Below are 26,201 nucleotides of genomic sequence, written 5' to 3'. Positions count from 1 at the left end.
CTCTTTAATATCGGAGGCTTATGGGGCGTCTGAAAATTCCCACCCTTTCAAAAATGCACTTGCTTGCCTTATAGCTCTAGCCCGGATTTTTGTCTATAATTTATGAATAGCAGTGTAATAATGACATCAAGATAAACTTAATTTAGGGAGTTTTTATTTTTCGTTACAGGTATTTAATCATTATCTTATCCCTCTTTATTCTGAGTTTTGCACTCCTAGGGCTGCTATTGAGCCTTACTTATGGACTGGGAGGAGGAATCCTTTTAGCTGTTATCCTTATAGCTCTTTTTTCAAAGTGGGGAGAGAAGCTCATTCTGGTCTTTGCAAAGGCCCGTTATGTAACTGATGATGAGTCCCTCATTAATCAAGTTAAAAACTTCTGCTGTCATTTAAGTATCAATGAAGTCAAAGTCTACTGGTCTAATGCTTTCGTTAATAATGTTTATTACACTGATTCGTATTTTGGTAAACCGGCCTTGATTATTGGAAAGAACATTTACTCGCAATTTACAAGAAACGAGCTTAATAGTTTGATCTATGCTTCGTTGTTAAAGATCAAATCCAAAGAAGCTAAAAACCGTACCTTGGTGTCACTGATTTTCCTGGTGCTTTATTCGCCGGTTTATCTGGCCCGCGCTTTTTTTAATTCTTCTCGCACCAGACGCAATTTTGAAATTTTCTTCTACCCGGCTTTCAGCATAAAAACGCTGATGTATGAAAATGAAAAAGCGGTCATTGCTTTTGACCAGGAAGTAGGAAAGATGCAGGGGCTGAGAAAAGACTATATCGCAGCTCTTTTTAAAGTGAGCTATTTGCCAAGTTTTAATGAAAAAACAATTGGGGCCCTGGCCTTAGCTGAGCTTTCACATACTAAAAACTCTACGGAAGAAGTTCTTGGTAATCTTCTTTTTAAAACAGTAGATATCAAGGCCCGTATGAAGGCCTTAAGTGCGAATTAATCTATGAAAATGCAGTTTAAAAAACTCAATATTGATCTCTCGGATTATTATCCACTGCTTTTCACACTGATTTTCGTTACGATTCTATTCCAGTACCCACTGGCCTCTTTTGAATCGATCATCTACGACCTGAAAGTCCGCTGGGATTTTGGGACAAGGCCGACTCCAGAAATTGTAATCGTCACTCTCGATGAGGAAAGTGATGACTACCTAGGTGACATCTATCCTTATTCATACGCCACGCACTCCCGCTTTTTGGAAAAAGTCCTGAAGTCTGGTCCAAAGATTGTAGACTATTTTGTCAGGATGCCTGAGCCATCTGGTGAGAGCGATCCATATTTTGATGAATTTAAAACGAAGTTAAAAGATTTCTCAACTAAAGGCGGTCAAGTCAACTTCGCGACAGAAATTGATGAAGTGAGAGGGGAAGAGCTTCCACCAGGAGGGCTTCGCGAGTTTCATTACTCACTAGCTCAACTCAATATCGACAATAGTGTTTTTGCCAAAGATGACGTCGTTCGACGCGCGATCTTTAACGTATCAGGTGAAGAGAGTCTTCACTTGTTGACGGCTAATCAATTTAGGCAGATGAGAGGGCAGCCGGTTCTTAACGTGTCTGACGTTATTGGGGCCTACTATAACGATGAAGCTGATGCGAACTTTGTTCTTTTTAGGTATTCAGGCTCTCCGGTTTACAGCGAATTTAAATACAAAACAATTCCTTATCACCGCGTCCTTGTAGGGAATTTTTCTCCGGAAATTTTCAAAGATAAGATCGTTTTAATCGGTCCCAACTATATATCTCAGAGTGATAACTTTTACCTGACTCCGTTTAACTTGGAAGAATATAAAGCACCGAAGCTGATTATTCATGCTTCAATCATCGATTCTTTTATTCAAAATAAAACGATTAAGATGATTCCCAGAACGGTCTCAAATATCCTGGCCTTTATTGTAGCCATTGTTCTATCGATTTTGATTTCAAGGCTAAAACCAAAAGACGGTCTAATCATCACGCTTCTGGTGCTGGCATCTATTTTAATTATTTCATATCTGCTTTTTGTCTTAATGGGATTGTGGCTTTATACCGCCCATCTGGTTGTGACGGTTTTCGTGGTTTACTACATCTGGATTCCCTTTAGGGCCATTGGTGAATACCAACGCCGTTTTGCGATCCAAGAGGAAGCAAAGCTGTTAAAGCAGGTAGAAAAACTAAAACAAAACTTCCTGTCTCTTATGAGTCACGACTTAAAAACTCCGGTTGCAAAAATCGCCGGCGTTGCCGATAACTTATACACGCAAAATTCGGGGAATCCGGATATTCGTGAAAAGTCTCAACTCATCATTGATTCAACTAAAGAACTTAACAAATTCATTTCATCGATTCTCGATCTGACAAAAATCGAATCGAGTAACTTCGGGTTGAATAAAGTTTCAAAAGATATCAACTCAATCATTGAAACAGTTGTGAAGGATTTAAACTTCAGTGCCAACCAAAAACAGGTGTTGGTGAAAAAAGAGCTGGCCCCTCTTTATCCAATTCAAATGGATATAAACCTGATTACGCGCGTGATCTCAAACCTTGTGGAAAATGCCATTAAATATTCTGGAACGGGAACCACTGTTGAAGTGAAGACCTGGGACGATGAGAAATGGGTATATATCGAAATCAAAGATAATGGGGTAGGAATCCCGGCCGAAGAGCTTTCTAACATTTTTGAGAAGTTTTATCGGATAAAAAATGATGCAAACCATTCAATCAAAGGAACCGGTCTGGGCCTTTATTTGGTAAAATATTTCGTAGAGCTACACGGCGGGACTATTTCCGTTGATTCAATTATCGGCAAAGAAACGAAATTCTTAGTGAAATTGGTCAATCAGTAGTTTATTTCACCATTTAGTAGTAAAATAGAGCAAAGGATTTAACTCCAGGAGAAGACAATGCATCGAGTGTTAGTTGTTGATGATGATAAGGTTTTACAGGACTCAGTAAAAGAGGCCCTGCTTTACCATAGCTTTGCTGTTGATGTTGCCAACAACGGGAAAGAAGCACTACACGCAGTCTATAAAGAAAAATACGATCTGGTAGTCATGGACGTGAACATGCCAGAGATGGACGGTATTTCAGCTTTGACTGAAATTAAAAAAGTCGACCCATCAGTGATCGTTATTATCCTGACAGCTTACTCCAACGTCGGGGACGCCGTTAAAGTTGTTAAGGAAGGTGCTTATAACTATCTTGAAAAACCAATCTCATCAGAGAACCTGGTTGCTCTTATTAAGCGTGCCCTAAAGGCCCGCTCACTTGTTGAAACCTCAATGTTTTCATCTCCAAGACTTTCTCTTGGTGGTGATGATCAATTCGTTGGTGAATCACATGTCATGCAAAAAGTTTTTAACGTTATCGATAAGCTGGCAAAAGTTAACACGCCAGTATTGATCCGTGGTGAGTCTGGTACAGGTAAAGAGCTTGTTGCCCGCGCGATTCACTTTAACGGCCCAAGAAAAGACGCCAAGTTTGTCACAATCAACTTAGCAGCAGTTCCTGAAAACTTAATTGAATCAGAACTATTCGGTCATGAAAAAGGGGCCTTCACTGGAGCTTCAGAAAGAAAGCTTGGTAAATTTCAATTCGCAGACGGAGGAACTCTGTTTCTTGACGAAATCGGGGACATCAGCCCAACAATGCAGGTTAAACTTCTGCGCGTTCTTCAGGAAAAAACATTCACTCCAATCGGATCTAACCGCGATATCAAAGTAGATGTGCGTGTAATCGCAGCTTCACATAAGCCGTTTGAAAAAATGATTGCTGACGGAACATTCCGCGAAGACTTGTTCTACCGCTTAAACGTTCTTCCAGTTTATCTTCCTCCTTTAAGAGAAAGAAAATCAGATATCCCTTACCTTGTTGACTACTACATCAAGTACTTCAACAACGTTCACGGTCTGAATATTAAAGGGGCGAGCGAAGAAGCGAAGAACCTTTTAACGAACTTCTCTTGGCCAGGAAACATCAGAGAGCTAAGAAACGTAATTGAACACGCGTTCATTATCGAATCTTCTGATATGATTCAGGCACCATCTCTTCCATCAAGTCTGAAGATGACGTCTCCAACGAAAGTTCCGGAGCCGGAAGATAATTCAGACATGATGATTGACGTTGAGGGTATCCAGGATTCAATCTTCGATATGAAGAGCGATGAAGTGGACCGCGAGCCAGAGAGCTTCTCGTTTAACAGTGTTCTTGTTTCAAAAGAAATGGTAATGGATTTCCAGGTTGCCAAAGATCTATTTGAAAAAGAATTTATTATCTGGGCCCTAAAACAGAATAAAGGGAAGATTAACCAGACGGCACTAAAAGCGAACATTCCGAAGAAGACGCTTTTAAGAAAAATTGAAAAATACGAAATTCACGCAAAAGATTACGTTAACGGATAAGTTGTTCTCATGAATATGATTTATAAAATGTGTATCCTGATCTCTACGATCATTATTGGAGATCAGGCTACAAAAGCTATCGTCCAGCAAAAGTTCTACCTTGGGGAAACTGTTCCGGTTATCGAAGGGCTCTTCCATTTCACTTACGTGAGAAACCCAGGTGCGGCCTTTGGGATGTTTGGTTATTCGCATGACTTTATCCGTATCCCGCTCTTTTTTGGTGTGCCGGTTATTGCCTGCCTTTGGCTGATTTACTTAATTTGGACGACGAGAAACACACATAAAATCCAGTGCCTTGCCTACAGCTTGATTTTTGCTGGTGCAGTTGGAAACCTAATTGACCGCTTTAGCATGAACTACGTTGTGGATTTCCTGGATTTCTTTTACAAAACTCATCACTTCCCGGCGTTCAATATTGCCGACAGTTCAATCACCATTGCCGCGTTTCTTTTAATTTACGAAACATTTTTTGCAGCCAAAAAGACAGACGACAGTGTTACCCGTACTGTTTGAATCCAGTTTTTTTACACTCTATGCCTACCCCTTGTTTATGGGGTTGGCATGGGGGATTGGTTTTTATCTCACCCGCTATTTACTGGAAAAACATCAGTTAGATTCGACTCCACTTTTTAAACTCTTTGCCGGAGTGTTTATCACTTCATGGATTGGAGCGAAGGTCTTTTTTCTCGCTGTTTCTAGCGGAAACAAAGTCTATCAATACATCGCAAATGACAACTTCTGGTTAGGTGGAGGATTTGTTTTTTACGGCGGATTGATTTTCGGACTGCTTTTTTATTTCATCTACTCCTTGTGGTTAAAACAATTTCCTTTCGAACAAAGTAAATACCTGGTTCCGGGGCTGGTTTTTGGCCATGCTGTTGGACGTGTAGGCTGCTTTTTTACTGGATGCTGTTATGGGACTCAGTGCGATCTTCCCTGGGCCGTGCATATGCATGGTGAGTGGATTCACCCGGTGCAGTTATATGAAGCTTTCGGGCTTTTTGCTATTGGATACTTGACATTGAAATGGGTCGATCAGAAAAAGGATAACCTGTTTATCGTGACCCGCTACCTTTTGATTTATTCACTTCTAAGATTTGTCGTGGAATTCTTTCGCGGAGATCTCATCCGCGGCGTCTACTGGTATCACCTTTCGACGTCGCAGATAATTTCTCTTGCTCTATTCTTTGCTTCGCTGGCAACAGTCTGTTACCAGGCTATGAAGCGCGGCCATTAATGATATAAGTTAATTCCGCTGTAACTTCACCCAGGTCTGTTACTGCTTTGGTGATTTCTTCAACGGCAATGTTTTGCTCTTTGAAGGCAACGAATGTCTCACCAACCATTGAGTTTATTGTCTCAGAATCAGTCACAATCAAATCAAAAGTCTTAGAGCAGTCTTCCGCAATCGCAAAGCCGTGGTTTAAGTTTATCTAAAGAAATTGCTTAGTGTTGGCGGTTGTTAGTCTACTATACGTCCAATGAGAAATGGAAATCCCATAAGTTAGATGTTAATTAGGTGGTGAAAAATGCCAATGTTATAATTATTCATCAAATTAAGTACAATAGTTATAGTACCATTCCGCAAGGAGTAGATGGAGTTCCTGATATGACTAAGTACATTTCGCTTTGGTTGGTTGTGTTGGCGACTGCTTTTTCTGCAACGGCCGCTGACACAGAGAAAGAAACGCTAGATTATTTAACTAAAAAAACAATTGATGATTTTCATAAAGGTATCGAAAACTATAACACGAGTAAAGATGTCGACGTACCTGTGATTAAAAAAGTGAAAGCACAGGTTTATCAATTTAAGGCCAAAACAAACACCGTCCATTTTTCAATCGTTAATTATCTTAATGATCAGATCTATATTAACAACCGCCAGGTCACAAAGAGTACGTTTGGGATTCCTAAAACCACTTCCTGGTTTGATCGTTTGATTACTCCTGCTCATGCAGAAGAAGACGATTTGGATGCTGAAAGTACAAAAATTATTCTTACGGCCTTAGGAGGATTGTCCCGCAATCTGGAAGAAGTAGGGATGATTTGTTTTGCCGGCTGCCAGAAAGAAATTCGAGGAAAAAATTTAAAGAAAATTCTCGCAACCCTTGATCGCGAAAATAGTGAATGTGCAGTGGCTGCTGAAGCCCAAGAAGACACCATCAACAAATTCTCCAGCTATAAGATGGTTTCAATGCTCCACTCGACATTTAATCCTGAATTTCAGTCAGTGAAAAATCTTTTCCAGAAAGTGGCCGAAGCCAATAGAAAATCAGTAAACGCTTTTATGGAAAACAAACTGGCGATTGAGAAGAATTATCAGTCTTGCGTAGGGATTATGACGGCCGGAACTGTGGCCGATGGGTCTTACGATAGTATGAGTCGTGGGATCGCTGTTTTGAAGGCCGGTGGAGTGGCGAGCATGGCGATGGAAAGCGCTATTGAGCAGGCAAAGAGCATTTGTGTGAAGATGGATTCATTAAAAAGTTGTCTTTTAACAGTAAAAAAGAACCTGGCCTCTATCAACAATATCAAGCGCGCAGAAAAAAGAAGAACGGGACAAGAGTATTCCCCACAGGAAAACCTACCGAATATCGATTCGATTGCTCGCTAGAAGCTAAACAAAATTAACCGATAATTTTTTTCTTAATTTCTTCTAAATTGCTTTCTTCGATGTAAAGCTCAGACTTAAGTGTCTCATTCGACCAAGCTGTGAAAGCGTCGTCGTGCTCGTACATCATGATTGTTTCCCAAGGACAGTCTTGAGAACAGTTTTGGCATCCAATACAACGGGCAAGGTCAATCTCTACCGTCTGGTTGAATTGAGGGTTGTTCGGGTTTGGTCCCGGAACTAGCTCGATAGAGTCTACAGGGCATCCTTGAATACAGACTTCACATCCAGTACAACCAGATTGGTGAACAATTGCCAGAAGTTTAGGTGGTTTTTTACCTTTTCTCTTAGGCTTAAGACGGGCCGTGTGGAATGGATTTTCTACGATAGTCACTTCATCGGCTTCATTCGTAGTATTATTTGCTGTATTTTCGGTGCTCATAGCAAACCCAAATCATGTAATTTGTGTTAATAAATATCCCCAGATTATAACCCAATTTAGCCCAATTCGCTATTAGATTAACTAGAGATAGAGTGAGATTATGAAAAAACTTAGATTTGTAACCGCCGCCAGCCTGTTTGACGGCCATGACGTATCAGTCAACATTATGCGAAGAATGCTTCAGTCCAAGGGAGTAGAGGTCATTCATTTAGGGCATAACCGCTCAGCGCAAGAGGTTGTCGATGCGGCCCTTCAAGAAGACGTCCATGCAGTCGCCCTAAGCTCATACCAGGGCGGACATGTTGAGTATTTTACTTATATTAGAGAGCTTCTGGACGCCGCAGGTGCAAAAAACGTCAAGATTTTTGGTGGTGGAGGTGGTGTAATCACTCCTTCAGAAATTAAACTTCTTCACTCTCGCGGAATCACTCGCATCTATTCTCCGCAAGACGGGATGGAAATTGGTCTAAATGGAATCATCGACGACATGATTGAAAGGGCCAAGACTTCAACACTGGAAGGCGTAGATTTCTCTAAATTCAACTTAGGAAAATTAGAAAAAAGAGATATTTCAAAAGTTATTACAGCAATCGAAGACAACGGTGAACTTCCTGTTAAGTTTAACGAAGGAAAAGTTCCGGTTCTTGGTATCACAGGTACAGGTGGGGCTGGTAAGTCATCTCTTATCGATGAACTTCTACTTCGTTTCTACCGCCACTCACCAGATTGCAAAATTGCTCTGATCTCAGTAGACCCGACAAAAAAGAAAACGTCTGGAGCTCTTCTTGGAGACCGTATCCGTTTAGGAAGTGCAAGTTTTAACAATTTCTACATTCGTTCTCTTGCAACAAGAGATTCAAATACAGAACTTTCACCACAAATTAAAAACGTAGTGTCTTTCTTAAAGTCACAACCGTTTGATTTAATCTTGGTTGAAACTTCTGGTATCGGTCAGGCTTCAGATGAAATCACAAAAGTAGCTGACAAGTGCATCTACGTGATGACTCCGGAATACGGAGCTGCGACTCAGCTTGAAAAAATCGAGATGCTTGAAGCGGCGACATTTATCGTTTTAAACAAGTTTGAAAAACCTCGCTCAGAAGACGCATTAAGAGACATCAGAAAACAATACAGAAGAAACCATCAGGAATTCGCCGGTCACCCGGGTGCTCGCGAAGACCATGAACTTCCAATCTATGGAACAATGGCGTCTCAGTTTAACGACGTTGGGGTAAACGCTCTTTTCTACGATATCGTTAAAGCACTTAACGTGAAGGCAGAAAACCTTGAATCAATGAAGCGCGATAAAGCTCCGACTGAAAAGAAGAGAATCATCGCTCCAGAAAGATCACTTTACCTTCGCGATATCGCAGGAACTGTTCGTTCTTATAACCGCGAAGCGATTGAGATCGCAGAAAAGCTAAAAGACTATGAAGCGCTAACAATCGTTTCAAAACTTCTTAACGGCAATAAAGATATCGCTACGAAATTAGCTGAAGTTCAAGCTTCAATTCCAGAGCGCGCGTTTGCAGAGCTAAAAGTTCTCGACGAAACAATCGCTCAGTACGAATCTGGAACTTATTCTTACTTCGTTCGCGGAAAAGAAATTAAAGTTAAGACAAAATACAAATCGCTTTCAGGAAACGATGTTTCGAAAGTGGCTTACCCGAGATTTAATTCAGTGGTTGATAAATACCGCTTTATTAAAAACTCAAACCTTCCAGGTCACTTCCCGTTTGCTGCCGGGATTTTCCCATTCAAGCGCGCTGATGAAGATCCAAAGAGAATGTTTGCCGGAGAAGGCGGGCCTCTAAGAACAAACACTCGCTTCCACTACCTGTCAAAAGATGACAATGCAAAACGTTTATCAACGGCATTCGACTCGGTAACTCTATACGGAGAAGACCCAGATACACGTCCGGATATCTTCGGGAAAATCGGAGAGGCCGGAGTTTCAATTGCAACGTTAGATGACATGCAAGATCTTTATAAAGGCTTCAGTCTAATCGATCCAGCAACATCTGTTTCGATGACCATTAACGGTCCAGCTCCAATCATCCTTGCTCTATTTATGAACACGGCGATGAAACAAGCGCTTAAGGGCGACGATTTCTGGAACAAAGAAAAACGCGTTGAAGTCATGAGACAAGTTCGCGGGACTGTTCAAGCTGATATCTTAAAAGAAGACCAGGCCCAAAACACGTGTATCTTCTCTTTAGAGTTCGCTCTTAAGATGATGGGAGACATTCAAGAGTACTTCTGCAGAAATGCGATTAAAAACTATTATTCGGTTTCAATCTCTGGTTACCATATTGCTGAAGCAGGTGCGAATCCGATTTCTCAAATGGCCTTTACTCTTTCAAACGGATTTACTTTTGTTGAGTACTACCTATCTCGTGGAATGAAAATTGATGAGTTCTCAGGAAACCTTTCATACTTCTTCTCTAATGGTCTAGACCCAGAATACACAGTTATGGGACGAGTAGCTCGTAAGATTTGGGCGGTTACACTAAGAGATAAATACGGCGCGAATGAAAAATCGCAGCAGTTTAAATACCACGTTCAAACTTCAGGGCGCTCTCTCCACGCTCAAGAAATTGATTTTAACGATATAAGAACAACACTTCAGGCGTTCCTAGCTCTTTCTGATAACTGTAACTCTCTTCACACCAATGCCTACGATGAAGCGATTACGACACCAACAGAAGAGTCGGTAAGACGTGCGATGGCCATCCAGATGATCATCAATCGTGAATTCGGTATGAATAAGACAGACAACCCGGTTCAAGGGGCCTATATCGTTGAAGAATTAGCAGCGATAGTTGAGGAGCAGGTTCTAAGAGAATTCGAAAACATCTCTGATAAGGGTGGTGTGCTTGGCGCGATGGAATCAATGTACCAAAGATCAAAAATCCAGGAAGAGTCTCTATATTACGAAACTCTAAAAGATTCTGGAGAATTCCCAATTATCGGTGTTAACACTTACATCGCTCCAAACATTAAAGAGCAGATGGCAAAAGAAATTGAAATCTCTCGCTGTACAGACGATGAAAAAATGGATCAGATCAACCGTCTGAACAAGTTCAAGGAAACAAATAAAGGCAAATCAGCTGAGGCACTACAGCGCCTTAAAGAAGTGGCCCTGACAGACGGAAACGTCTTTGAAGAGCTTCTAACAACTGTTAACTACGCCAGCCTTGGGCAAATCACGAACCTTCTTTATGAAGTTGGTGGTAAATACCGCAGGAATATGTAATGAAAAAAGCAGCCGTCTACACACGCACTGGAGATAAAGGAACAACTGGACTAGTTGGAGGAACACGCATTAAAAAAAGTGATCCGCGCATTCATCTTTATGGCGAAGTAGACGAGCTGAACTCTCACATTGGTCTGGCCATGTCTTTGTTGGATAAAGATGCTGACCAATCGTTATTGCGAAAAATTCAATCTTCGCTCTTTGATCTCGGAAGCAACCTCGCTTGTGAAAAAGAAAAAAGAGGGCAGTTTAAACTTCCACAAATTAAAGACAGTACTATCCTGAAGCTAGAAAAAGAAATTGATGAAATGGATTCTCATCTGGAACCATTAAAACATTTTATTTTACCTGGCGGTCATCCGGCCGCTGCGGCTTTCCATGTGTGCCGTACAGTGTGCAGAAGAATAGAGAGACAGATGGTGGATTTTGAAGATGCACATAATGGGGAAGTGCCAGAGAAGGCCTTAACTTATATTAACCGCCTGTCGGATTACTTCTTTATGCTCTCGCGTTTTATTAACGCCAAAAAACATATCAAAGAACCTGTCTGGATAGCGGAGAGCGAAGCCTAAGGTTTCTTTTTCGTTTTATCTTTATCAAGCTTTAAGAATTTCGTGTGCCCGGTGCTTTCTTCTTGTTCTAAAACAGTATCAGCAGATCCGGCCCAGTGATTGACAGGTCTTTTTTTGTCTTTAATATTTTTCCCAAGAACAACAGTTTTCTTTTTTGGGGATTCACCTTTTAGTTCGCCAGGACGTACTGGGTTATCGACAGAGTTCGTTCCATTCGGGCGCAAGTTTCCGAGCGCAGGAAGAGTTTTGTCGTTTTTATTTCTAAGCTGCGTGCTTCCGATAGCTAATCTCTCACTTGGAGAGAGTCTTTTGTCGTCAATTTTGATCAGAGTATTTCCAATGCGGATAACATCATTGATACGAACATAGGTTTGGTGAACCTGGCTGTTATTTATGTATGAACCATTGGTTGAGCTAAGGTCGCAAAAAAGAACTTCACCCTTGCCTGTGACTTCAAATGAGCAGTGTTTGCTCGACATTTTTGAGTCGACAATTTTGTAATCACTCGAGCTCGAACGCCCCATCACGACTTTGTTAAGTACTGGCAATTCTGAGACTTGCCCGTCCTCAGTCTTGATTAATAGAATTACGGCCATAAAATCCCTCTCTAACTAAATAATATATCATGAATGGAAAATCACAAAACTAGGGGAAAAACATTCTTAGGTATTTATGCTATAATATGATAATAACAGAGGAAAATACCCGATAAAAGGGGTCTCTTGTTCGAGGTTTTTATGGAACAAATTATCACTGTAACAGATAAAGCACTTCACCATATTCGCGAAATCTACCAAAAGGAACAAAAGGGCCTTGATACTGGACTTCGTTTAGGTGTATCTGGTGGCGGATGTTCAGGACTGTCATACAAAATCGAATTTTCTGAGAAAAAAGAAAAAGACAATATTCTCGATTTCGGTGACATCAAAATCCTGATTGACCCAAAGTCATCAATCTACCTAAAAGGTGTAGAGCTAGATTTCAAAGATGGCCTTAACGGAAAAGGTTTCGTCTTCAACAACCCAAATGCAACCAACACTTGTGGTTGTGGTGAATCGTTCTCAGTCTAATTTATGAAGGCTGATCTCTCATCAATCCGTTTTAACGAAACCCAAATTGAACTTCGCGGCTACTCTTTGATTGAAGTCACGGGAGCTGACCGCGAAACTTTCTTTCAAGGCCAGGTTACTAATGACCTTCACGCTTTGGAAATCGGCGAAGGCCAGCTGACAGCAAGGCTTAACCGCACGGGAAAAGTTCAATCTTTTTTCACCATCGCCCGCTTGGAAAATAAACTTCTCCTTCTTTGTGAAAGCGAATTAGTGGAATCGATTCTTGCGGATTTCAATAAATTTATCATCATGGACGACGTTGAGCTTAAAGCTTTAAACGATAAAGTGTATCTGCACTTTAATTACTTTCTTGGCGAAAGTGATTCATCGTTATTTCGTTTTAACTATGCCGGCATCAACGCTTCTTTAGCGACAGCACCTTTTGATGGTGTGCCATTTACTTCAGAGTCAGAGCTGGAAGAAGTCCGTTTTTTAAACGGATACCCGAAATGGAAAAAAGACATCGATGAGTCTTTTTTTGTGAATGACTCATACTTAAATGAGATCGCCATCTCTTATAAAAAAGGATGCTTTTTAGGGCAGGAGACAGTCGCTAAAATTGAAAATAACCGCGGGGCTGCTTATTACCCTTTAATTTTGGAAATGAGCTCCAAAAAGGCCTTAGAAAGCGGTAGTGACTTTTTTGTCGATGCCAAAAAGGCTGGAAAAATCCAATACCAAAAAGAAAACATTGTCGTCGCAAGTCTCTTTAGGGATTTTCGAGTTGAAGGCAAACAAATCCCGGTAACAGTTGGAGGAGAAACTCTGACAGCTACAGTTCATTACCTGCCTTTTTATAAAAACCAAAAACGCCTGGAGATTGCTGAAGAGCTTTACCATGCAGGTGTTGAAGAGTTCCAGGCCACCAATGTTGAAGTCGCTATGGATTTTATGAAGAAGGCGATTGCCTTTAATCCAGAGCACTCAGATGCTTTTGAATCAATCGGTGTTATTTTGGGCCGCAAAGAACGCTATGAAGAAGCTATCGCATGGATGGATCAACTTTTAAAAGTTAAGCCGTCTTCAGTCATGGCCCACACTAATAAATCACTTTTCTTAATGAAGCTTGGAAAAATTGAAGAAGCTGAAGCTGAAAAAGCTTTAGCGACAGTGAAGTCTTTTTCAATGTACGGTGAAGAGGCCAAAATTAAAAAGGCATTAGACGAAGAAAAGAAAAAGAAAGACGCCGATATTGAAAGACGTGAAGGAATGTTTAAACAGGTCCTGGAAATCGATCCAGATGATACTGTGGCCCTTTATGGTCTGGGAGATGTCGCTTTCTACCGCGAAAACTTCAAAGAAGCCGTCACTCACTTGGAAAAAGTGGTCGTGCTTGATGAAAAATACTCAGCAGCTTATTTATTATTAGGTAAAAGTCTTGAGGCCAGTGGGAATTTAGAACGCGCGATGCAGGTGTATAAAAAAGGCATCGATGTCGCTTCTAAAAGAGGAGACATGATGCCTGCTAATGAAATGCAATCCAGATTAAATCAACTTATAGTGGCTTCTCGTCTCGCTTAATTCTTTTTTCAGCGTAGAAATTTTAACGAAAGCCTCAGTATCCAACGCTTCAAGGTTCTTAAGTGCAGCGTCTACCATCTTTTTATAAGCATCAATGCGCTCATAAGTCGCGTTGATTAGTGCCAGGCCTTCTTTGTTTACGCGTTTGTTTTTAAAAGCGTGTGTGAAGTCAGGGCGGCAGTAGTCCAGCATAAAATACTCTTCTAAAAAGCGAGTCTTGATCTTAACTCTTTCAGCTTTTGCGAAAGTCAGCGTTTTCTTTTCAGCAGCAGCATCCAGGTTTGCAAAAAGCTCCATCGCCCAGAAGAACGTGAATGTTGCATGGTAAATCCCGCGGATAGGGCGAAGGGCCTTTCTCCATGGAGAATAATAAACTTTATCATCATCTTCGTTGATCAGGTCAACGTGGTTTAAATAAGTATTCAAGTAATGGTGTCCATTTTCATGAAGAAGGTCATCCATTAAATCGATTTGGTCGCGGTCAAACATGTTTAAGCATGAATAACCAGGAAGAGACTGCATCGAATAGCTAACGATGCCTTTTTCATTCACAGGAACCACTGTGTGAGTGAAGCTCTTAAAGGTAGTGTAAAGGTGAGGGGCTACTTTTTTGATATTTCCCAACGCCTTTATAATGTTCTTTTTAAACTCTTCAATTCTTTTTTCCCCTTCTTCACAGTGTGGAAGAACATAAAGTTTTGAGTCTTCAAGAGCTAATGCTTCAGGGGCATCTTCAATTTTTAATTCAACATCTTTATCGTCAACCTCAATAACCATTTTGCTGGCTTCAGGATCAAGTTTGCGCAGAGGAAGTGAAGGATAAGTTTCAGGAGTCTTCTTTAGTTTCACCGGAAGGTGTTTATCTGTAATATAAATTTTCTTTTCAGAGTCTCCCAGTTCAGGAACAACCTGGTACATAAGAGCGTCTTCAAATTCCTGGCGATAAAGGCTCAGGTGAACAACGTAGAAAGAAACAATCTGGTTTTCTAAAAGTGGGACCAGGTTAGTTGAAACTTCAATAACAGGTGAGCCATCGTTTAGAAAGTTCAGGAAACTCTCAGCAAGTTCTGAATCATTCCAGAAATTAAAAAGCTCGTTTTCCAGGTCAGTTAATTCGTCACTGTCGATGTCTTCTTCAATCAGAAGTTCTTCGTGCAGCTGGATGACGTAGATTAAGTTATCAACCAGGTTTAGCCAGTAAAATTTTAGTGGCGAGTATGTATCAAATGTTTCGTCGTGGACGATATCGTTTAATTGATCGAGAAAATCCGGATCAACAACATCAGTATCAAAACCTTTTTGAAAATCGATTCTTAAATCTTCGATGAAGTCGAGGTAACTTCTCTCAACATTCTTCTGTAATTTTTTGTGGAAATCTTTTGAAAATAATTGCTCTTTCATAAGGCCTTCGTTTAGGAGTTATGTGCCGATCTTATTGATATTTCTGATATAAAGCAAGGATAAGGGTAAAATAATTAAGCGCGAGTTATCACTCTGTTATTAGTCCCATTTGGGTGACGATATCGATGGTGGCCCTTCTCATTCTCACGCCTCCTGGTGCTTTTTCATCTATTAGGTCAGAGGCGTTGCCTGCGACAGCATAGACGTTGGATGGAGTTTTTATAATACCTACAAACCAACCAAACATTTTATCCGGTCTATTCATACAGTCATGCCCAGCTGTGCAGCCTGTTCCCGTTTTGCCGTAGAGTTCGGTATTTTTGCTTAAGTTATTAATGAAGATAATTTTTTTAGTTAAGTCTGTTGCTCGTTTAGAGAGTCCTAATTTTTCATTCCAAAAATTAGAAACAAAAGTTAACTCTTCATGTGCGGAAATTTTTAGGCTGGAAGAGACCCATGCATTTTTTAAACCACCAGAAAAATCCTCATTGCCGTAATGGAACATGTGCAAATATTTTTTAATAGTTTTGATACCTAATTGAGGCATGATCCATTCAGTCACCCACTTAGCGGAAAACGTCATGAAGGTAAAAGGTGTCTGGTCTTGATTGAGCTCGGCGCGTCTTCTTTTTACTCCGTCCCACTTGATAATTTGATGCTCGTCTTTAAGAACATTGCTTTCAAAGGCCATAAGTGCTGCCGGTAATTTAAACGTTGAATAAGGCGAAAATCGCTTTTTGCAGCGAGCTGGGTTGTGTTCATCCAGGACTTTGCCAGTAGTAAGATCTGAAATAATAAAACACCCCTCGCGTTTCCCGAAAATTTTTTTGTAATCGACCTTTAAAGGGAGCGCTGAATGGGCGTTACTGAAGATTAAAAATGAGAGTACAAGTGAGAGTGTTTTCATGCGCTGATTTTAAAGGACTATTTAGGAATACACACTAAAATAATAATTATTGACACATATAAATTACGAACCTTATGATTCAATAAAATTACGATAGGAATTCCCATGAGCAAAGTGCTGTTATTTATAGATGATGATGAAGACTTTTTATACGTTCTTTCGAGAGTGGCAAACAAGCTGGATTTTATCTCAGAAATTCAGACCGCTAAAAATGGAAAGGCCGCTCTCGATACACTTATAGCTCTAAAATATGCAGGCAAGCGCCTACCGGACACTATGTTCGTTGATCTCAACATGCCTGTCATGGATGGTTTTGAATTTTTAGAAAAATTTAAAATGCTCAGAGAGACTTACAGTGAATTTAAAAAGATTGTTCCGATTATTATGCTGACATCATCACGCGAAGACTCTGATAAAAAAAATGTGCTTGAAATGGGAATTGTTCAAAATTATGTCATCAAGCCAGCAGGAATGAAAAATCTGGAGAGCATGCTGAGAGATCTATTGCAATGACGGTGTATGAGGCCATCTTTAATTGCAGTCCAGTGGCTATGCTCTTAGTGAATGAAGACAGTATTATTGAGCTTGCTAATGTTCATGCGGGGACTTGATTTGATTACTCACCTGATGAATTGGTGGGAAAGAATCTCGATCTGCTCCTGCCATCTCAAATCAAAAAAGCGCATCCTGGGCTTGTCAAAGAATACCTGGCCAATCCTATATCGCGCAAGATGGGAGTGGGGAGAAATCTTTATGGCGTGAGTTCTGTCATAGATATTACAGAGCGGCTAAAGGCAGAAGTGCGATTTAAAGCAGCAGTTCAAGCTTCACCATGTGGAATGTTAATGATTAACCAAAGTGGAATCATTGAACTGGCCAATAAAAAAACCCAGGAAATATTTGGTTATGATGAGCATGAGCTTATTGGGCAGCCAATAGAGATGCTTGTCCCGGAAGAATTTAAAAAACCACACCCACATTATGTAAAAGGTTACGTGGCTAACCCTGTTCCAAGGGCCATGGGGATTGGACGCGAATTATTCGGCCGTCATAAGTCTGGTAAATTAGTTCCGGTGGAAATTGGCCTGCAGCCAGTTTATAGCAATAACGAAACGTTTGTTATCAGCTCCATTGTCGACATTACTGAAAGAAAGAGAAACGAACAGGAAATTCAGGAAAAATCTGATGAGATGAAAGAATTTTCTTATCGCACTTCTCATGATCTAAAATCACCACTTATGACAATAGGCAATTTAAGTGATTGCATCTTGGAAGACCTGGAAGAACATAATTTTGAGCATGTGAAAGTAAATGCTGAAAGAGTCAAGAAGCTCACGATTAAACTGAGTAAACTTATTGAAGACATTTTAACGTTAACTAAGGCAGACGTTATGGATGAGGAGCTCAGTGTTTTTTCTTTCGATGAATATATCAAAGATGTTCAAGAGAAGTATGTTTACATTATTAAAGAAAATAATGTGAAAATTATTGGGTCTTTTAGTCATAAAAAAGATTTCTACACTCAAAAAACCCGTCTCACACAGGTGCTTGATAACTTAATCAGCAATTCAATTAAGTATTGTAATAAAGATAATAAAGATCCTTATGTGCGAATCAATGTCTTTAACGATCCGAACAAGTTCTACATTCAAGTGGAAGATAATGGAAAAGGGATTCCTGTTGAGAAACACAATCAGGTCTTTGGCATGTTTAAGCGTTTTGATAACAGCGATATTCAAGGAAGTGGTTTAGGTCTTTATATCATTAAGAAGAACATGCAAAAGCTTAATGGGCATCTTAGCTTCGAAAGCAATTCATCCGGAACAACATTTTATTTAGAATTTAAATTGATTTAAAAAAGTGGCTTAGAAAAAATGGCTGGGAAGTAATCCATCAGTCGAACCTTTCACTCCTAATCCTTATCTTGTCGACTTTATTGAACTTTCTGGCATAAAGCAAGAAGAAGACGTTGGTTCACTCCATGATAAATACGAGAAATATGGGCTAGCTTTGAGGGAATTGGCCGCTGGTAGCGTTCACTCCAGAGATACAATTGCGAAGCGCATGAGAGAGTCTGGAATGGTGCTTCGGAAGCCAGGAAGACCCAAAAAAGCCTTAGATGTGGATGTTATGTATTCTTCAGAAGATCTCTATAAATTAATAAAAATTAAGAGAGATCTTGGACTGACTTATCGGAAAATAGCTCAGGATTTATCTGCCCAGAACATTGTTTGCAAAATGGGTACTAAGAAGTGGCATCCAATGATGGTTAAAAGGATTTTAGCGAATGTTAAAAAATGACAGAATTTGCCGGTTGAGAACATAGAGAAAAGCAGTAGTATAAGATTATGATAGCTTTACCATGCCTATTCATCCTCTCACTTAATTCATTACAACTCGATTGTGATTGTCTTTTTAATTCAGGGGTACTGCGTGAGTAAATTAATTTAAGAAAAACCAAATTAAATACAAAAACTGCAAAGGCCCTGAATAATTCAGGGCCTTTTTGCGTTATGGAGGTAATATGCAAGAATTTTTCAACTCAATCACAGAAGGATCAACTTTTGAATCAAGAGGTGTCGTATATCGCATAAAGAAATTTAAGGATTTTTGCTTTATCCATATAAATCTCAATAACACCTTTATTCAAGCCATATTTGAAGGGGAGCTTCCTGATAATCTCACAGAGCAATCTTCCATCGCGTTCAAAGGAGCATTTCAAGCTGCCCAAATAAAAGATTCATTAATTAAGCCAAGTAGTTTTGAGTTAAAAATTACAGCACTAAAAGTGCTCTCTTCTCCGTATAAAAGTTTTCCATTCGATATAACGAAAAAAGAGCTTAATATAAATAACGATATTCTTTTTGATCAAAGAGCGATATCGATGAGACATCCTAAAATTAAAGCTATATTCAAAATACAAGAAGCCATTGTTATAGGATTTAGAAGTTATTTAGATAAAAATCACTTCACCGAAATAAGAACGCCTAAAATAGTAAAAGCCGGGGCTGAAGGAGGCGCAAATATTTTTGAATTGAATTATTTTGGAGAAAAAGCTTATCTTGCTCAAAGCCCTCAGTTTTACAAAGAGTTTTGTTGTGGTGTCTTTCAAAAAGTCTTTGAAATAGGCCCTGTTTTTAGAGCAGAAAAGCACAATACTACAAGACATTTGAATGAATATACTTCAATGGATATTGAAATGGGTCCAATTGAAAGCTTTATTGAAATAATGGATCTTGAAGAAAATATCTTGAAAGAAATCATCTCAACAATAAAAGTTAGATGTCCTAGGGAAATAGAATTGCTTAATCTAGCTCTTCCTGAAATCGTGAATATCCCTCGATTAACCTTTTCAGAAGTAAAAGAAATAATGTTAACAGAGTTCGGGATCAACGAGACCGAGGAAACAGATTTGTCACCGATTGAAGAGGTTAAGATTTGTGAATATATCAAAAAGACGACAGGCTCAGAGTTTGTTTTTGTGACGGCTTATCCAACAAGCAAACGACCTTTTTATGCAATGGAAAATTCTGTGAATCCAAATGTAACAGAAAGCTTTGACCTACTTTTTAGAGGAGTTGAGATAACTACGGGCGGGCAAAGAATTCACCAATATGAACAAATTTTAGAAAAAATGATTAAGCGTGGAATGAATCCACTAGATTTTGAATTTTTTACGGATGCCCATCAATACGGACTTCCACCACATGGAGGTTTTGGATTAGGCTTAGAAAGGCTTACTCAAAAAATAATAGGTTTAGATAATATAAAAGAAGCCACAATGTTCCCACGTGATTGTGTCAGACTCTTTCCATAGGAAACGGCATTTTATTATTCTAGAGTCTGAATTTAAAGGAGTACTCGGCGTGGAGTGAAGGATAAGTTCGTTTCGAAAAAATGGCTGGGAAGGTGGGACTCGAACCCACGACCAATAGATTAACAGTCTACTGCGCTACCACTGCGCCACTCCCCAACATCTACTGAAATAAGTCTACAAGTTATAAAAATTATTGGTCTAAATGTCTACTACTTTTTTAAAAAATGCCAGTTTGAATGACTAACTATTTGAAATCTTATTCAGTGCCAATGCCAGATCAAATGACTCAAGTTTAAAGGCAATGCTTCCGATAAGTTCATTACTATGGCGGTCCAAAATCTACTTATCATGAACCTTCTGCGAATTATCACCCCTGAGGAGATCGCAGACATTGCTACCAAACACAATGGTGGAAAGTTCCTTTCACTTACAGACTTGGTGAATGAACGAGTAGAGCACAAGATTTACCGCGATTTCTCAAGCACTGAATCGCTTGATGAAATTCACGAGGCCCATTCAAAACAAAATAAGAAAGAAGAAGAAAGTACTGCCAAAATTCTTCCTTTCACCAAAAAAGAATCAACAGAAGTTGAGAGTGAAGAGTCACCAATTGGGCCGGAGCAAACGCCAGCTCCACGTTTTGTTGTCCAAGCAAAACCGACGTCGCAAGTGGTGTATGAACCTGAGCCGGAAGTTGTCCAGGCAAAAGTCATCGTGCCAGAACATAAAGAAGATGAAAATATGTCGTCGTTTATTCTCATTGAGAAGGCGAGATTAAAACAATCACAAAAATCATTGAAGCAAAAAGAGATTATCGATCTCTACCAAAAAAATTCTAACGTAGATGTTGAACAGATAAAATCAACCAACCAGAACCCGATGTCTTCTTCAGAAGTCGGTGTTCTCGTCAATAAAAAGCAGTACTGATATGAGATGGATGTATGTGCCATTCATGTTTGTACTGGCCTTCATCTATACTAAGTTGGCTTTTTACGATTACATGCCAAAAAATGCCGTTTCCCGAGCTCCAGCAGCAGCTCCAGCACTGACGTGCAAGGAAATGCTGGAAGAGTTTTACCCGAATCAAAAAGGGGCGTTTATTGAAAAGCGCATTGAGGCTAATAAAGACTTCCATTCTTTCTATCGTGCTTTTTCTCCGGTTTTTTATAAGTATGTCGCTGATCCTGAATTTGCAGCCCTATATAAACCATTAGAGAAATTTCAGGGAACAATTGCGGGAGATCTCCATATCGAAAACTTTGGATTTGTTATTGATGACAAAGGAAAAGTGATTTTTACCTTGAATGATTTTGATGATTCAACGGAAGGCCTGCTTTATCATGATGTTTTAAGACATTTTGTCTCTGGTAAGATTGTTGATAAAGATCTTGCATGGAAGACTTATTTCGAAGCTTATGCAAAAGGTCTTAAGGGCGAAGCTCACGTGAGTTCTTTTTATATTGAAAAAGGTATCGAAGACGTTTCAATAGTCACAGAAAAAACGCTAAAGAAATTTATCAGTGAAGATGTGCCTTTTAAATTTATAAAACATAAAACACCAGATCGCCCTACAACAGTAGAAGAACTAAAATCTTTAACGAATTCACTTAAAGAGAAATTCCCCAATATTGAGATCTTTGATCACTATGTGCGAATTAAAGAAGACGGAGGAAGTGCAGGACTCAAGCGCTTTCAGGTTTTAGCACGTGTGAGACCTCAGGATAAAGTTCAGTGGCTGGACATAAAAGAATCAGCTCAAAGTGGTTATGATAAAGTCTTTGTTAAAGCAGAAGTTAATTTTGAAGGACGTATGGCCGCTTTTAAAGAGCGCATTTATGACGGCAGATTAAATAAATCTATTGATAGCGTCTCTATTGATGGCCATGCCTACAGCTTAAGATTTGTCGATCAGTTTGCTTCAGGCTTAAAACTGGAAGATATTCCCGCTGATGATTACGCTGATATTATAGCGGATGAAGCGTATGTTGTTGGACGTATGCATAGACTTTCACTTGGTGATCAGTCCGATGGTTATGTAAAAGCTTGGGAAAGTATCAATGGTGGGTTAATTGAAGAGAGTTTGATTAATCTAAAATTCAAATTAAAAGATCTCTATAAGAAATAAAGGCCCGATAAAATCTTAGTGCATTTTATCGGGCCTTTTTATTATTAAAGATCTAATCCAATAATCGATTTAATATCTTCCGGTTCATCCGATAAAACTTCCAAACAAGACATCTGATACACGCAAGCATCAATAGTCGTTAAAGCTGCTGGGTGATAGTTCCCAGAGTTCTTTACCCCACCAAAAGGAAGCTTCGCTGAAGCACCAACTGTTGAGCGGTTGAAGTTAACAAGACCAGAATCAATTTCTTCCACACATTGCTTAAAGATCGCCTGATCTTTTGTGAATACTGCTGCTGCCAGACCATATTCAGTAGCGTTAGCAATTGCAATAGCTTCTTCAATTGTGTCGTATGGGATAAACGTTACGTTTGGCCCGAAAATTTCACTGTGAAGGAACATACTATCGTTGTTCCATCTTTCAGCAAGGTGAATAGAAGGGCTTACGTAGTGGCCTTTTTTTGTCTTATCAAGCTGCTTTCCGCGCATGATTTCTTGAATGCCTTCGCGTTTTGCCATTCCCATAAATAGTAAATAAGCATCAACTGCACCTTGGTCAACAAGCGGACCCATGAATGGTTCGCGAGTGAATTCTACCGGGTGATCGATGATGATCTTTTTGGCCATTTCGTGGAATTTCGCCAGAAATTCTTCCTGAATGCTTCTGTGGATGGCAACGATTGAAGTCGAAGTACATCTTTGACCAGAACTTAGGAAACATGATTTTAAAAGCTCCTGAAGAGCGTGGTCTTGGTTGGCATCTTTGTGAAGAATCGTTGTATTTTTTCCACCTAGTTCAAGTGAAACAAGTTTTGAAAGGTCGTGGTGAGTGATATCCAGGATCTTCTTTCCAACTTCTTTTGAACCCGTAAAGAAAACACCTTTAACAGATTTTTCTTTTAAAAGGCGTCTAGCAACTTCGCCGTCACCTTGAATTAGGTTAACAACACCTTCTGGGAATCCAGCAGCGTGGAAACACTCGATCATAAGCTGAGCTGAGTAACACGTTTTTTCACTTGGCTTAAAGATGATTGAGTTACCAGCAATCAGTGAGCTTAGGATTTGTCCGTTTGCCAGGTGGCAAGGGAAGTTAAATGGTCCGATGATTAAGCTTGGTCCAAGTGGCTTAAATACGATGTGACCATTTGTTTTTGGAAGAATGGCATCAATTTGTTTGTTTGAAATGCGTGGAAGAGAGTCGTTAATTGTTACATCAACTTTTGCTACAACAGAAGCTGCTTCAGTTTTTGAATCCCAAAGTGGTTTTCCTGTTTCGTAAGCGATGGCAATAGCGATTTCTTCTTGTCTCTTTTTAACTTCTGCCTGGTATTTTTTCAGGTAGTCGTTTCGCTCCTCTTGAGAGAGCTTTCTCCACGTCTTGAATCCTTTAATTGCCGATTCAACTACGCGATCCACATCTCGGTAATCAACTGGTGCTTCCCATAGGGCAAGCGATAAATCAGCAGGGCATGATCTCTTAATGATGTTTTCAACAGCAAGTGGTCCAGTTGTTGCTGGTAGATTGAAGTTTCCGTTGTAGTAGTTTCCTAAAATTTTATATTTTGTCATATCTTCACCTATAGATAAGTTGCGAACGTTTTAAAGTCTTCTTTAAGTCCTAGTTCTTTAGCTTCTTCAGGGTCAATAATGAATTTAGCAGGGGAACCCTTGTTTAGGTTTCCAGTGATGTAAGCAGCTTTAAATGTCCCGTCGTCGGTTGGAAGACTGGCCATGATGCTCTCTACATCGCTTTTGATAATTTTGTCGCGGATAAGAATCTCCACTTCAAAAAGATCTTTCACCGGAGTGATGTCTTTTAGTTTAGCACGGTAGTGAGGACCACCATCAAAAGGATCCACTTCGTTCATATACTTAAAGCCAATGCTCTCAAGCATTCTTTTTACCGGCGCGGTTGAGTCGCCGACTTTTCCGATAGCATTTCGTGCTTCAATCGGAAGAAGTGTCATGTAAATTGTGTCTGACGGAAAAAGATTCAAGATGAATTCTTTGTTGCTTCTCGAAAGCACGTCAGCTTCATGGTACTCCAGGTTTAAGAAACGTCTTCCAATTGCTTCCCAAAGAGGAGCATGGCCTTCGTTATCAAATGGAGGCATTAGTTCTGAGTGGATCGTGTCTTTGAAGCGCTCAGGGAACATTCCCATATAGAGGAAACGAACGAATGAAAGTTGCTTTCCAAGTTTTTTGTCACTCTTTCTAAATTCTGGATCGAGAATAAGACCACCGATTTCTGTCGGGCCGTTAGTGTCCAATCCAAGCTTTAGAGTTCCGTGGATAAAGCCAGTGTTGAGTGACATTGAGAATTTGTTCTCTTGTCCAACTGTAAAAAAGTAATGAGGTTCATCTTCAGTTCCATGTTGAGCATGGATCATTGATGTCCCGACAATTCTTTGGGCCTTGGTGTCTTCCAGTACGAAGAGATAGTGGTTTTCCCACAGCCTCTTGGAAGGTTTAGTGAAGGCCTTAATTGAACTTTCGATTTTTGTCTTAATGATCTCTTTATCAGGTGGAAGATTGATAAAAAGCATCAGCTGGCTTAAATCGTAAAGATCATCAAGGTCATTCAGGCTTGCAGATCTAAGAATATACATAAAACATCCTAATTAATGGTCTCGAGAACAGTCTTCTCAACAATTGAGAAGATTTCATCAATGTGCGAATCCAATAATGGAAGCGGCAGAAGGAAACGAACACGAGTTGGCTCTTTTCCAGCAGAGAATGAAATAATTCCGTTTTCAAAAAGTTTTTTCATAAATTTATTTGTGACATCAACTGAACCATCGCCCACTTCAAATGAAAGCATAGTTCCGATACCACCGTAGTAAGGGATTTTCCCTTTGCATGACCCTTCAGAAAGGGCCTTGAATTTAGCTTTAAATTTTGTTTCAAGCTCTTTAATGCGTCCTTTTTCCCCGTAGAAGTTTCCTTCTTTGAGGTAGCGAACAGTCGCTTTACCAGCATTTAATGAAGCAATTGAACCATTGAATGTTCCTGCGATTAGCCCTGCTTTTGGATTTAGCTCTTCAGTATAGAATGTTCCGGCAGCTTGAAGAACTTTTCCGATTGTCACAACATCAACATACTCATCAAGATCAAACATTTGATAAGCAAACATTTCAGTTGTTCTGGTAAAAGACTGAACTTCATCTACCCAAATGTAGATTCCGTGCTTTTTAGCCCACTCAAAGATCGCCTTATAATATTCTTTTGTCCCGTAGATGAACCCAGCTTCTCCCTGGATTAACTCGATTGAAAGAGCACAGTATGTGTTGCCGTTTGTTTCAATTAGTTTATCAAGAGCCGCGATTGTTTCAGCAATCGCATTTTCAGAGTTTCTGTAATTGTAGTGAGGAACGTGGTCAACCTGAATTGATTTAGGCATTCCTTCACGGTAGGCCTGGTTGTAAGTCACATCTTGCATTGCAATTGATCTTCCTGCGAAAGATTTTTGGAAAGCAATCAGGCGGTAGTTAGGAGCTTTTTTCTGCCATAGGATTTTTAGAGCAGTATCGTTTGAAAACGATCCCGAACATGAAAACCAGAAGTGCTTGAGGCGAGACTTCTTCACAGCATCCAGAAGAACTTTTGAAAGCTCATATGGCTCTTGGTAAGAAAGCAGGTTCCCACACATCATCGTGTCGCTAGTGGCAGCTTCAAGGTTCGCTTTAATATAAATTGGGTGAGAGTGACCAAGCAGGTTTACACCAATAGCGTTGATCAGGTCGAATTTAACAGAGCCATCAAGTAGTTCTACGAAAGGACCATGTCCTCTTCCCGTTGCCATGAACGGATAAAAGAATCCACGTCCTTTTAGGCTCTCATATTCTTTTAGTTTTTCATTTAGCACTTCTTTTTTGCTTTCATCTGCAGGTTTGATGTGATCAAACTTCTGCTGTTCAAGGAGAATAGAAGAGAAAAGCTTATTAAAATGCTCGTTAATATCGTTAGATTGAACTCCAATGGTCATGACTATACTTCCTTACGTTGTTTTAATTTTTTTTTTAGGGTGATACGGAACTCTTT

Annotated in this window: 23 protein-coding genes and 1 tRNA gene; 15 read left to right on the top strand and 9 right to left on the bottom strand. The window is 39.8% G+C overall.

The window, feature by feature from the left end; all coding sequences use genetic code 11:
* Positions 1-227: 227 nt before the first annotated feature.
* From ACN20O_RS07735 to ACN20O_RS07715, 5 genes are read left to right on the top strand one after another with little or no spacing between them, the layout of a single operon-like run.
* The gene (locus ACN20O_RS07735) at positions 228-959 is read left to right on the top strand and encodes a hypothetical protein (protein WP_491638740.1); all 732 of its coding nucleotides are present in this window, start codon (positions 228-230) and stop codon (positions 957-959) included.
* A gap of 3 nt (positions 960-962) precedes the next feature.
* Positions 963-2,843 (top strand): ATP-binding protein, encoded by a 1,881-nt coding sequence (locus ACN20O_RS07730; RefSeq protein WP_491638738.1) that lies wholly within the window; start codon positions 963-965, stop codon positions 2,841-2,843.
* Positions 2,844-2,900: 57 nt separating this feature from the next.
* The gene (locus ACN20O_RS07725) at positions 2,901-4,397 is read left to right on the top strand and encodes a sigma-54-dependent transcriptional regulator (protein ID WP_102245347.1); all 1,497 of its coding nucleotides are present in this window, start codon (positions 2,901-2,903) and stop codon (positions 4,395-4,397) included.
* Between the two features lie 9 nt (positions 4,398-4,406).
* Positions 4,407-4,910 (top strand): signal peptidase II, encoded by a 504-nt coding sequence (gene lspA / locus ACN20O_RS07720; protein WP_102245346.1) that lies wholly within the window; start codon positions 4,407-4,409, stop codon positions 4,908-4,910.
* 37 nt (positions 4,911-4,947) lie between these two features.
* Complete coding sequence (locus ACN20O_RS07715; RefSeq protein WP_491638735.1) at positions 4,948-5,634, top strand: prolipoprotein diacylglyceryl transferase; 687 nt, start codon at positions 4,948-4,950, stop codon at positions 5,632-5,634.
* Here ACN20O_RS07715 and ACN20O_RS07710 read toward each other — a convergent pair.
* A complete protein-coding gene (locus tag ACN20O_RS07710; protein WP_491638733.1) occupies positions 5,615-5,743 on the bottom strand; it encodes a hypothetical protein in 129 nt (42 codons plus the stop codon). The two genes, ACN20O_RS07715 and ACN20O_RS07710, sit on opposite strands and share 20 nt — an antisense overlap.
* A 263-nt stretch (positions 5,744-6,006) precedes the next feature.
* On the opposite strand from ACN20O_RS07710, the gene ACN20O_RS07705 reads away from it, so the two are divergent.
* Positions 6,007-7,011 (top strand): hypothetical protein, encoded by a 1,005-nt coding sequence (locus ACN20O_RS07705; protein WP_491638731.1) that lies wholly within the window; start codon positions 6,007-6,009, stop codon positions 7,009-7,011.
* 13 nt (positions 7,012-7,024) lie between these two features.
* Here ACN20O_RS07705 and ACN20O_RS07700 read toward each other — a convergent pair whose 3' ends face one another.
* Entirely contained in the window at positions 7,025-7,450 is a 426-nt protein-coding gene (locus tag ACN20O_RS07700; RefSeq protein ID WP_491638729.1) for a 4Fe-4S dicluster domain-containing protein, read from the bottom strand.
* Positions 7,451-7,550: 100 nt separating this feature from the next.
* On the opposite strand from ACN20O_RS07700, the gene icmF reads away from it, so the two are divergent.
* The gene (gene icmF / locus ACN20O_RS07695; RefSeq protein ID WP_491638727.1) at positions 7,551-10,706 is read left to right on the top strand and encodes a fused isobutyryl-CoA mutase/GTPase IcmF; all 3,156 of its coding nucleotides are present in this window, start codon (positions 7,551-7,553) and stop codon (positions 10,704-10,706) included.
* A complete protein-coding gene (locus tag ACN20O_RS07690; RefSeq protein WP_491638725.1) occupies positions 10,706-11,278 on the top strand; it encodes a cob(I)yrinic acid a,c-diamide adenosyltransferase in 573 nt (190 codons plus the stop codon). The genes icmF and ACN20O_RS07690 overlap by 1 nt, the downstream gene beginning before the upstream one ends.
* Here ACN20O_RS07690 and ACN20O_RS07685 read toward each other — a convergent pair.
* The gene (locus ACN20O_RS07685; protein WP_491638723.1) at positions 11,275-11,874 is read right to left on the bottom strand and encodes an FHA domain-containing protein; all 600 of its coding nucleotides are present in this window, start codon (positions 11,872-11,874) and stop codon (positions 11,275-11,277) included. The two genes, ACN20O_RS07690 and ACN20O_RS07685, sit on opposite strands and share 4 nt — an antisense overlap.
* 141 nt (positions 11,875-12,015) lie before the next feature.
* On the opposite strand from ACN20O_RS07685, the gene ACN20O_RS07680 reads away from it, so the two are divergent.
* Both ACN20O_RS07680 and ACN20O_RS07675 read left to right on the top strand, forming a co-directional pair.
* Positions 12,016-12,348 carry a HesB/IscA family protein gene (locus ACN20O_RS07680; RefSeq protein ID WP_102245338.1) on the top strand — a complete coding sequence of 111 codons (333 nt, stop codon included), beginning with the start codon at positions 12,016-12,018 and terminating at the stop codon, positions 12,346-12,348.
* 3 nt (positions 12,349-12,351) lie between these two features.
* Complete coding sequence (locus tag ACN20O_RS07675) at positions 12,352-13,911, top strand: tetratricopeptide repeat protein (RefSeq protein ID WP_491638720.1); 1,560 nt, start codon at positions 12,352-12,354, stop codon at positions 13,909-13,911.
* Here ACN20O_RS07675 and ACN20O_RS07670 read toward each other — a convergent pair.
* Both ACN20O_RS07670 and ACN20O_RS07665 read right to left on the bottom strand, forming a co-directional pair.
* Positions 13,876-15,312 carry an aKG-HExxH-type peptide beta-hydroxylase gene (locus tag ACN20O_RS07670; protein ID WP_491638718.1) on the bottom strand — a complete coding sequence of 479 codons (1,437 nt, stop codon included), beginning with the start codon at positions 15,310-15,312 and terminating at the stop codon, positions 13,876-13,878. The two genes, ACN20O_RS07675 and ACN20O_RS07670, sit on opposite strands and share 36 nt — an antisense overlap.
* 88 nt (positions 15,313-15,400) lie before the next feature.
* The gene (locus ACN20O_RS07665; protein WP_491638716.1) at positions 15,401-16,219 is read right to left on the bottom strand and encodes a penicillin-binding transpeptidase domain-containing protein; all 819 of its coding nucleotides are present in this window, start codon (positions 16,217-16,219) and stop codon (positions 15,401-15,403) included.
* 105 nt (positions 16,220-16,324) lie between these two features.
* Here ACN20O_RS07665 and ACN20O_RS07660 point away from each other — a divergent pair, with 105 nt between their 5' ends.
* The 3 genes from ACN20O_RS07660 (at position 16,325) to aspS (ending at position 20,036) form a co-directional block, all read left to right on the top strand.
* Complete coding sequence (locus tag ACN20O_RS07660) at positions 16,325-16,732, top strand: response regulator (RefSeq protein ID WP_491638714.1); 408 nt, start codon at positions 16,325-16,327, stop codon at positions 16,730-16,732.
* 122 nt (positions 16,733-16,854) lie between these two features.
* On the top strand, positions 16,855-18,075 hold the full coding sequence (locus ACN20O_RS07655) for a sensor histidine kinase (RefSeq protein ID WP_491638712.1): 1,221 nt from the start codon (positions 16,855-16,857) through the stop codon (positions 18,073-18,075).
* Between the two features lie 668 nt (positions 18,076-18,743).
* On the top strand, positions 18,744-20,036 hold the full coding sequence (gene aspS, locus ACN20O_RS07650) for an aspartate--tRNA(Asn) ligase (protein ID WP_491638710.1): 1,293 nt from the start codon (positions 18,744-18,746) through the stop codon (positions 20,034-20,036).
* Between the two features lie 81 nt (positions 20,037-20,117).
* Here aspS and ACN20O_RS07645 read toward each other — a convergent pair.
* A tRNA-Asn gene (locus ACN20O_RS07645) sits at positions 20,118-20,192 on the bottom strand.
* A 192-nt stretch (positions 20,193-20,384) separates the two neighbouring features.
* On the opposite strand from ACN20O_RS07645, the gene ACN20O_RS07640 reads away from it, so the two are divergent.
* Together ACN20O_RS07640 and ACN20O_RS07635 are read left to right on the top strand one after the other, a co-directional pair.
* Positions 20,385-20,963 carry a hypothetical protein gene (locus tag ACN20O_RS07640; RefSeq protein WP_491638708.1) on the top strand — a complete coding sequence of 193 codons (579 nt, stop codon included), beginning with the start codon at positions 20,385-20,387 and terminating at the stop codon, positions 20,961-20,963.
* A 1-nt stretch (position 20,964) separates the two neighbouring features.
* A complete protein-coding gene (locus ACN20O_RS07635) occupies positions 20,965-22,161 on the top strand; it encodes a DUF2252 family protein (RefSeq protein WP_491638706.1) in 1,197 nt (398 codons plus the stop codon).
* A 44-nt stretch (positions 22,162-22,205) separates the two neighbouring features.
* Here ACN20O_RS07635 and ACN20O_RS07630 read toward each other — a convergent pair whose 3' ends face one another.
* From ACN20O_RS07630 to ACN20O_RS07620, 3 genes are read right to left on the bottom strand one after another with little or no spacing between them, the layout of a single operon-like run.
* A complete protein-coding gene (locus tag ACN20O_RS07630) occupies positions 22,206-23,729 on the bottom strand; it encodes an aldehyde dehydrogenase family protein (RefSeq protein ID WP_491638704.1) in 1,524 nt (507 codons plus the stop codon).
* A gap of 8 nt (positions 23,730-23,737) precedes the next feature.
* A complete protein-coding gene (locus tag ACN20O_RS07625) occupies positions 23,738-24,769 on the bottom strand; it encodes an arginine N-succinyltransferase (RefSeq protein ID WP_491638702.1) in 1,032 nt (343 codons plus the stop codon).
* Positions 24,770-24,777: 8 nt separating this feature from the next.
* Entirely contained in the window at positions 24,778-26,145 is a 1,368-nt protein-coding gene (locus ACN20O_RS07620) for an aminotransferase class III-fold pyridoxal phosphate-dependent enzyme (RefSeq protein WP_491638701.1), read from the bottom strand.
* Between the last annotated feature and the right edge of the window lie 56 nt (positions 26,146-26,201).

The organism is Bacteriovorax sp. As-1, assembly GCF_058446905.1.
The sequence above is the reverse complement of the archived record's forward strand: the minus strand, read 5'-3'. Positions and strand labels throughout refer to the sequence as shown.

What these genes read in the sequence shown, in the direction of transcription:
- ACN20O_RS07680 (WP_102245338.1), top strand. Translation starts at nt 12,016, where the DNA reads ATGGAACAAATTATCACTGTAACAGATAAAGCACTTCACCATATTCGC.
- ACN20O_RS07630 (WP_491638704.1), bottom strand. Translation starts at nt 23,729, where the DNA reads ATGACAAAATATAAAATTTTAGGAAACTACTACAACGGAAACTTCAAT.
- ACN20O_RS07620 (WP_491638701.1), bottom strand. Translation starts at nt 26,145, where the DNA reads ATGACCATTGGAGTTCAATCTAACGATATTAACGAGCATTTTAATAAG.
- lspA (WP_102245346.1), top strand. Translation starts at nt 4,407, where the DNA reads ATGAATATGATTTATAAAATGTGTATCCTGATCTCTACGATCATTATT.
- ACN20O_RS07625 (WP_491638702.1), bottom strand. Translation starts at nt 24,769, where the DNA reads ATGTATATTCTTAGATCTGCAAGCCTGAATGACCTTGATGATCTTTAC.
- ACN20O_RS07685 (WP_491638723.1), bottom strand. Translation starts at nt 11,874, where the DNA reads ATGGCCGTAATTCTATTAATCAAGACTGAGGACGGGCAAGTCTCAGAA.
- ACN20O_RS07660 (WP_491638714.1), top strand. Translation starts at nt 16,325, where the DNA reads ATGAGCAAAGTGCTGTTATTTATAGATGATGATGAAGACTTTTTATAC.
- ACN20O_RS07675 (WP_491638720.1), top strand. Translation starts at nt 12,352, where the DNA reads ATGAAGGCTGATCTCTCATCAATCCGTTTTAACGAAACCCAAATTGAA.
- ACN20O_RS07705 (WP_491638731.1), top strand. Translation starts at nt 6,007, where the DNA reads ATGACTAAGTACATTTCGCTTTGGTTGGTTGTGTTGGCGACTGCTTTT.
- ACN20O_RS07725 (WP_102245347.1), top strand. Translation starts at nt 2,901, where the DNA reads ATGCATCGAGTGTTAGTTGTTGATGATGATAAGGTTTTACAGGACTCA.
- aspS (WP_491638710.1), top strand. Translation starts at nt 18,744, where the DNA reads ATGCAAGAATTTTTCAACTCAATCACAGAAGGATCAACTTTTGAATCA.
- ACN20O_RS07640 (WP_491638708.1), top strand. Translation starts at nt 20,385, where the DNA reads ATGAACCTTCTGCGAATTATCACCCCTGAGGAGATCGCAGACATTGCT.
- ACN20O_RS07635 (WP_491638706.1), top strand. Translation starts at nt 20,965, where the DNA reads ATGAGATGGATGTATGTGCCATTCATGTTTGTACTGGCCTTCATCTAT.
- ACN20O_RS07665 (WP_491638716.1), bottom strand. Translation starts at nt 16,219, where the DNA reads ATGAAAACACTCTCACTTGTACTCTCATTTTTAATCTTCAGTAACGCC.
- ACN20O_RS07730 (WP_491638738.1), top strand. Translation starts at nt 963, where the DNA reads ATGAAAATGCAGTTTAAAAAACTCAATATTGATCTCTCGGATTATTAT.
- ACN20O_RS07690 (WP_491638725.1), top strand. Translation starts at nt 10,706, where the DNA reads ATGAAAAAAGCAGCCGTCTACACACGCACTGGAGATAAAGGAACAACT.
- ACN20O_RS07700 (WP_491638729.1), bottom strand. Translation starts at nt 7,450, where the DNA reads ATGAGCACCGAAAATACAGCAAATAATACTACGAATGAAGCCGATGAA.
- ACN20O_RS07670 (WP_491638718.1), bottom strand. Translation starts at nt 15,312, where the DNA reads ATGAAAGAGCAATTATTTTCAAAAGATTTCCACAAAAAATTACAGAAG.
- ACN20O_RS07710 (WP_491638733.1), bottom strand. Translation starts at nt 5,743, where the DNA reads ATGGTTGGTGAGACATTCGTTGCCTTCAAAGAGCAAAACATTGCCGTT.
- ACN20O_RS07715 (WP_491638735.1), top strand. Translation starts at nt 4,948, where the DNA reads ATGGGGTTGGCATGGGGGATTGGTTTTTATCTCACCCGCTATTTACTG.
- icmF (WP_491638727.1), top strand. Translation starts at nt 7,551, where the DNA reads ATGAAAAAACTTAGATTTGTAACCGCCGCCAGCCTGTTTGACGGCCAT.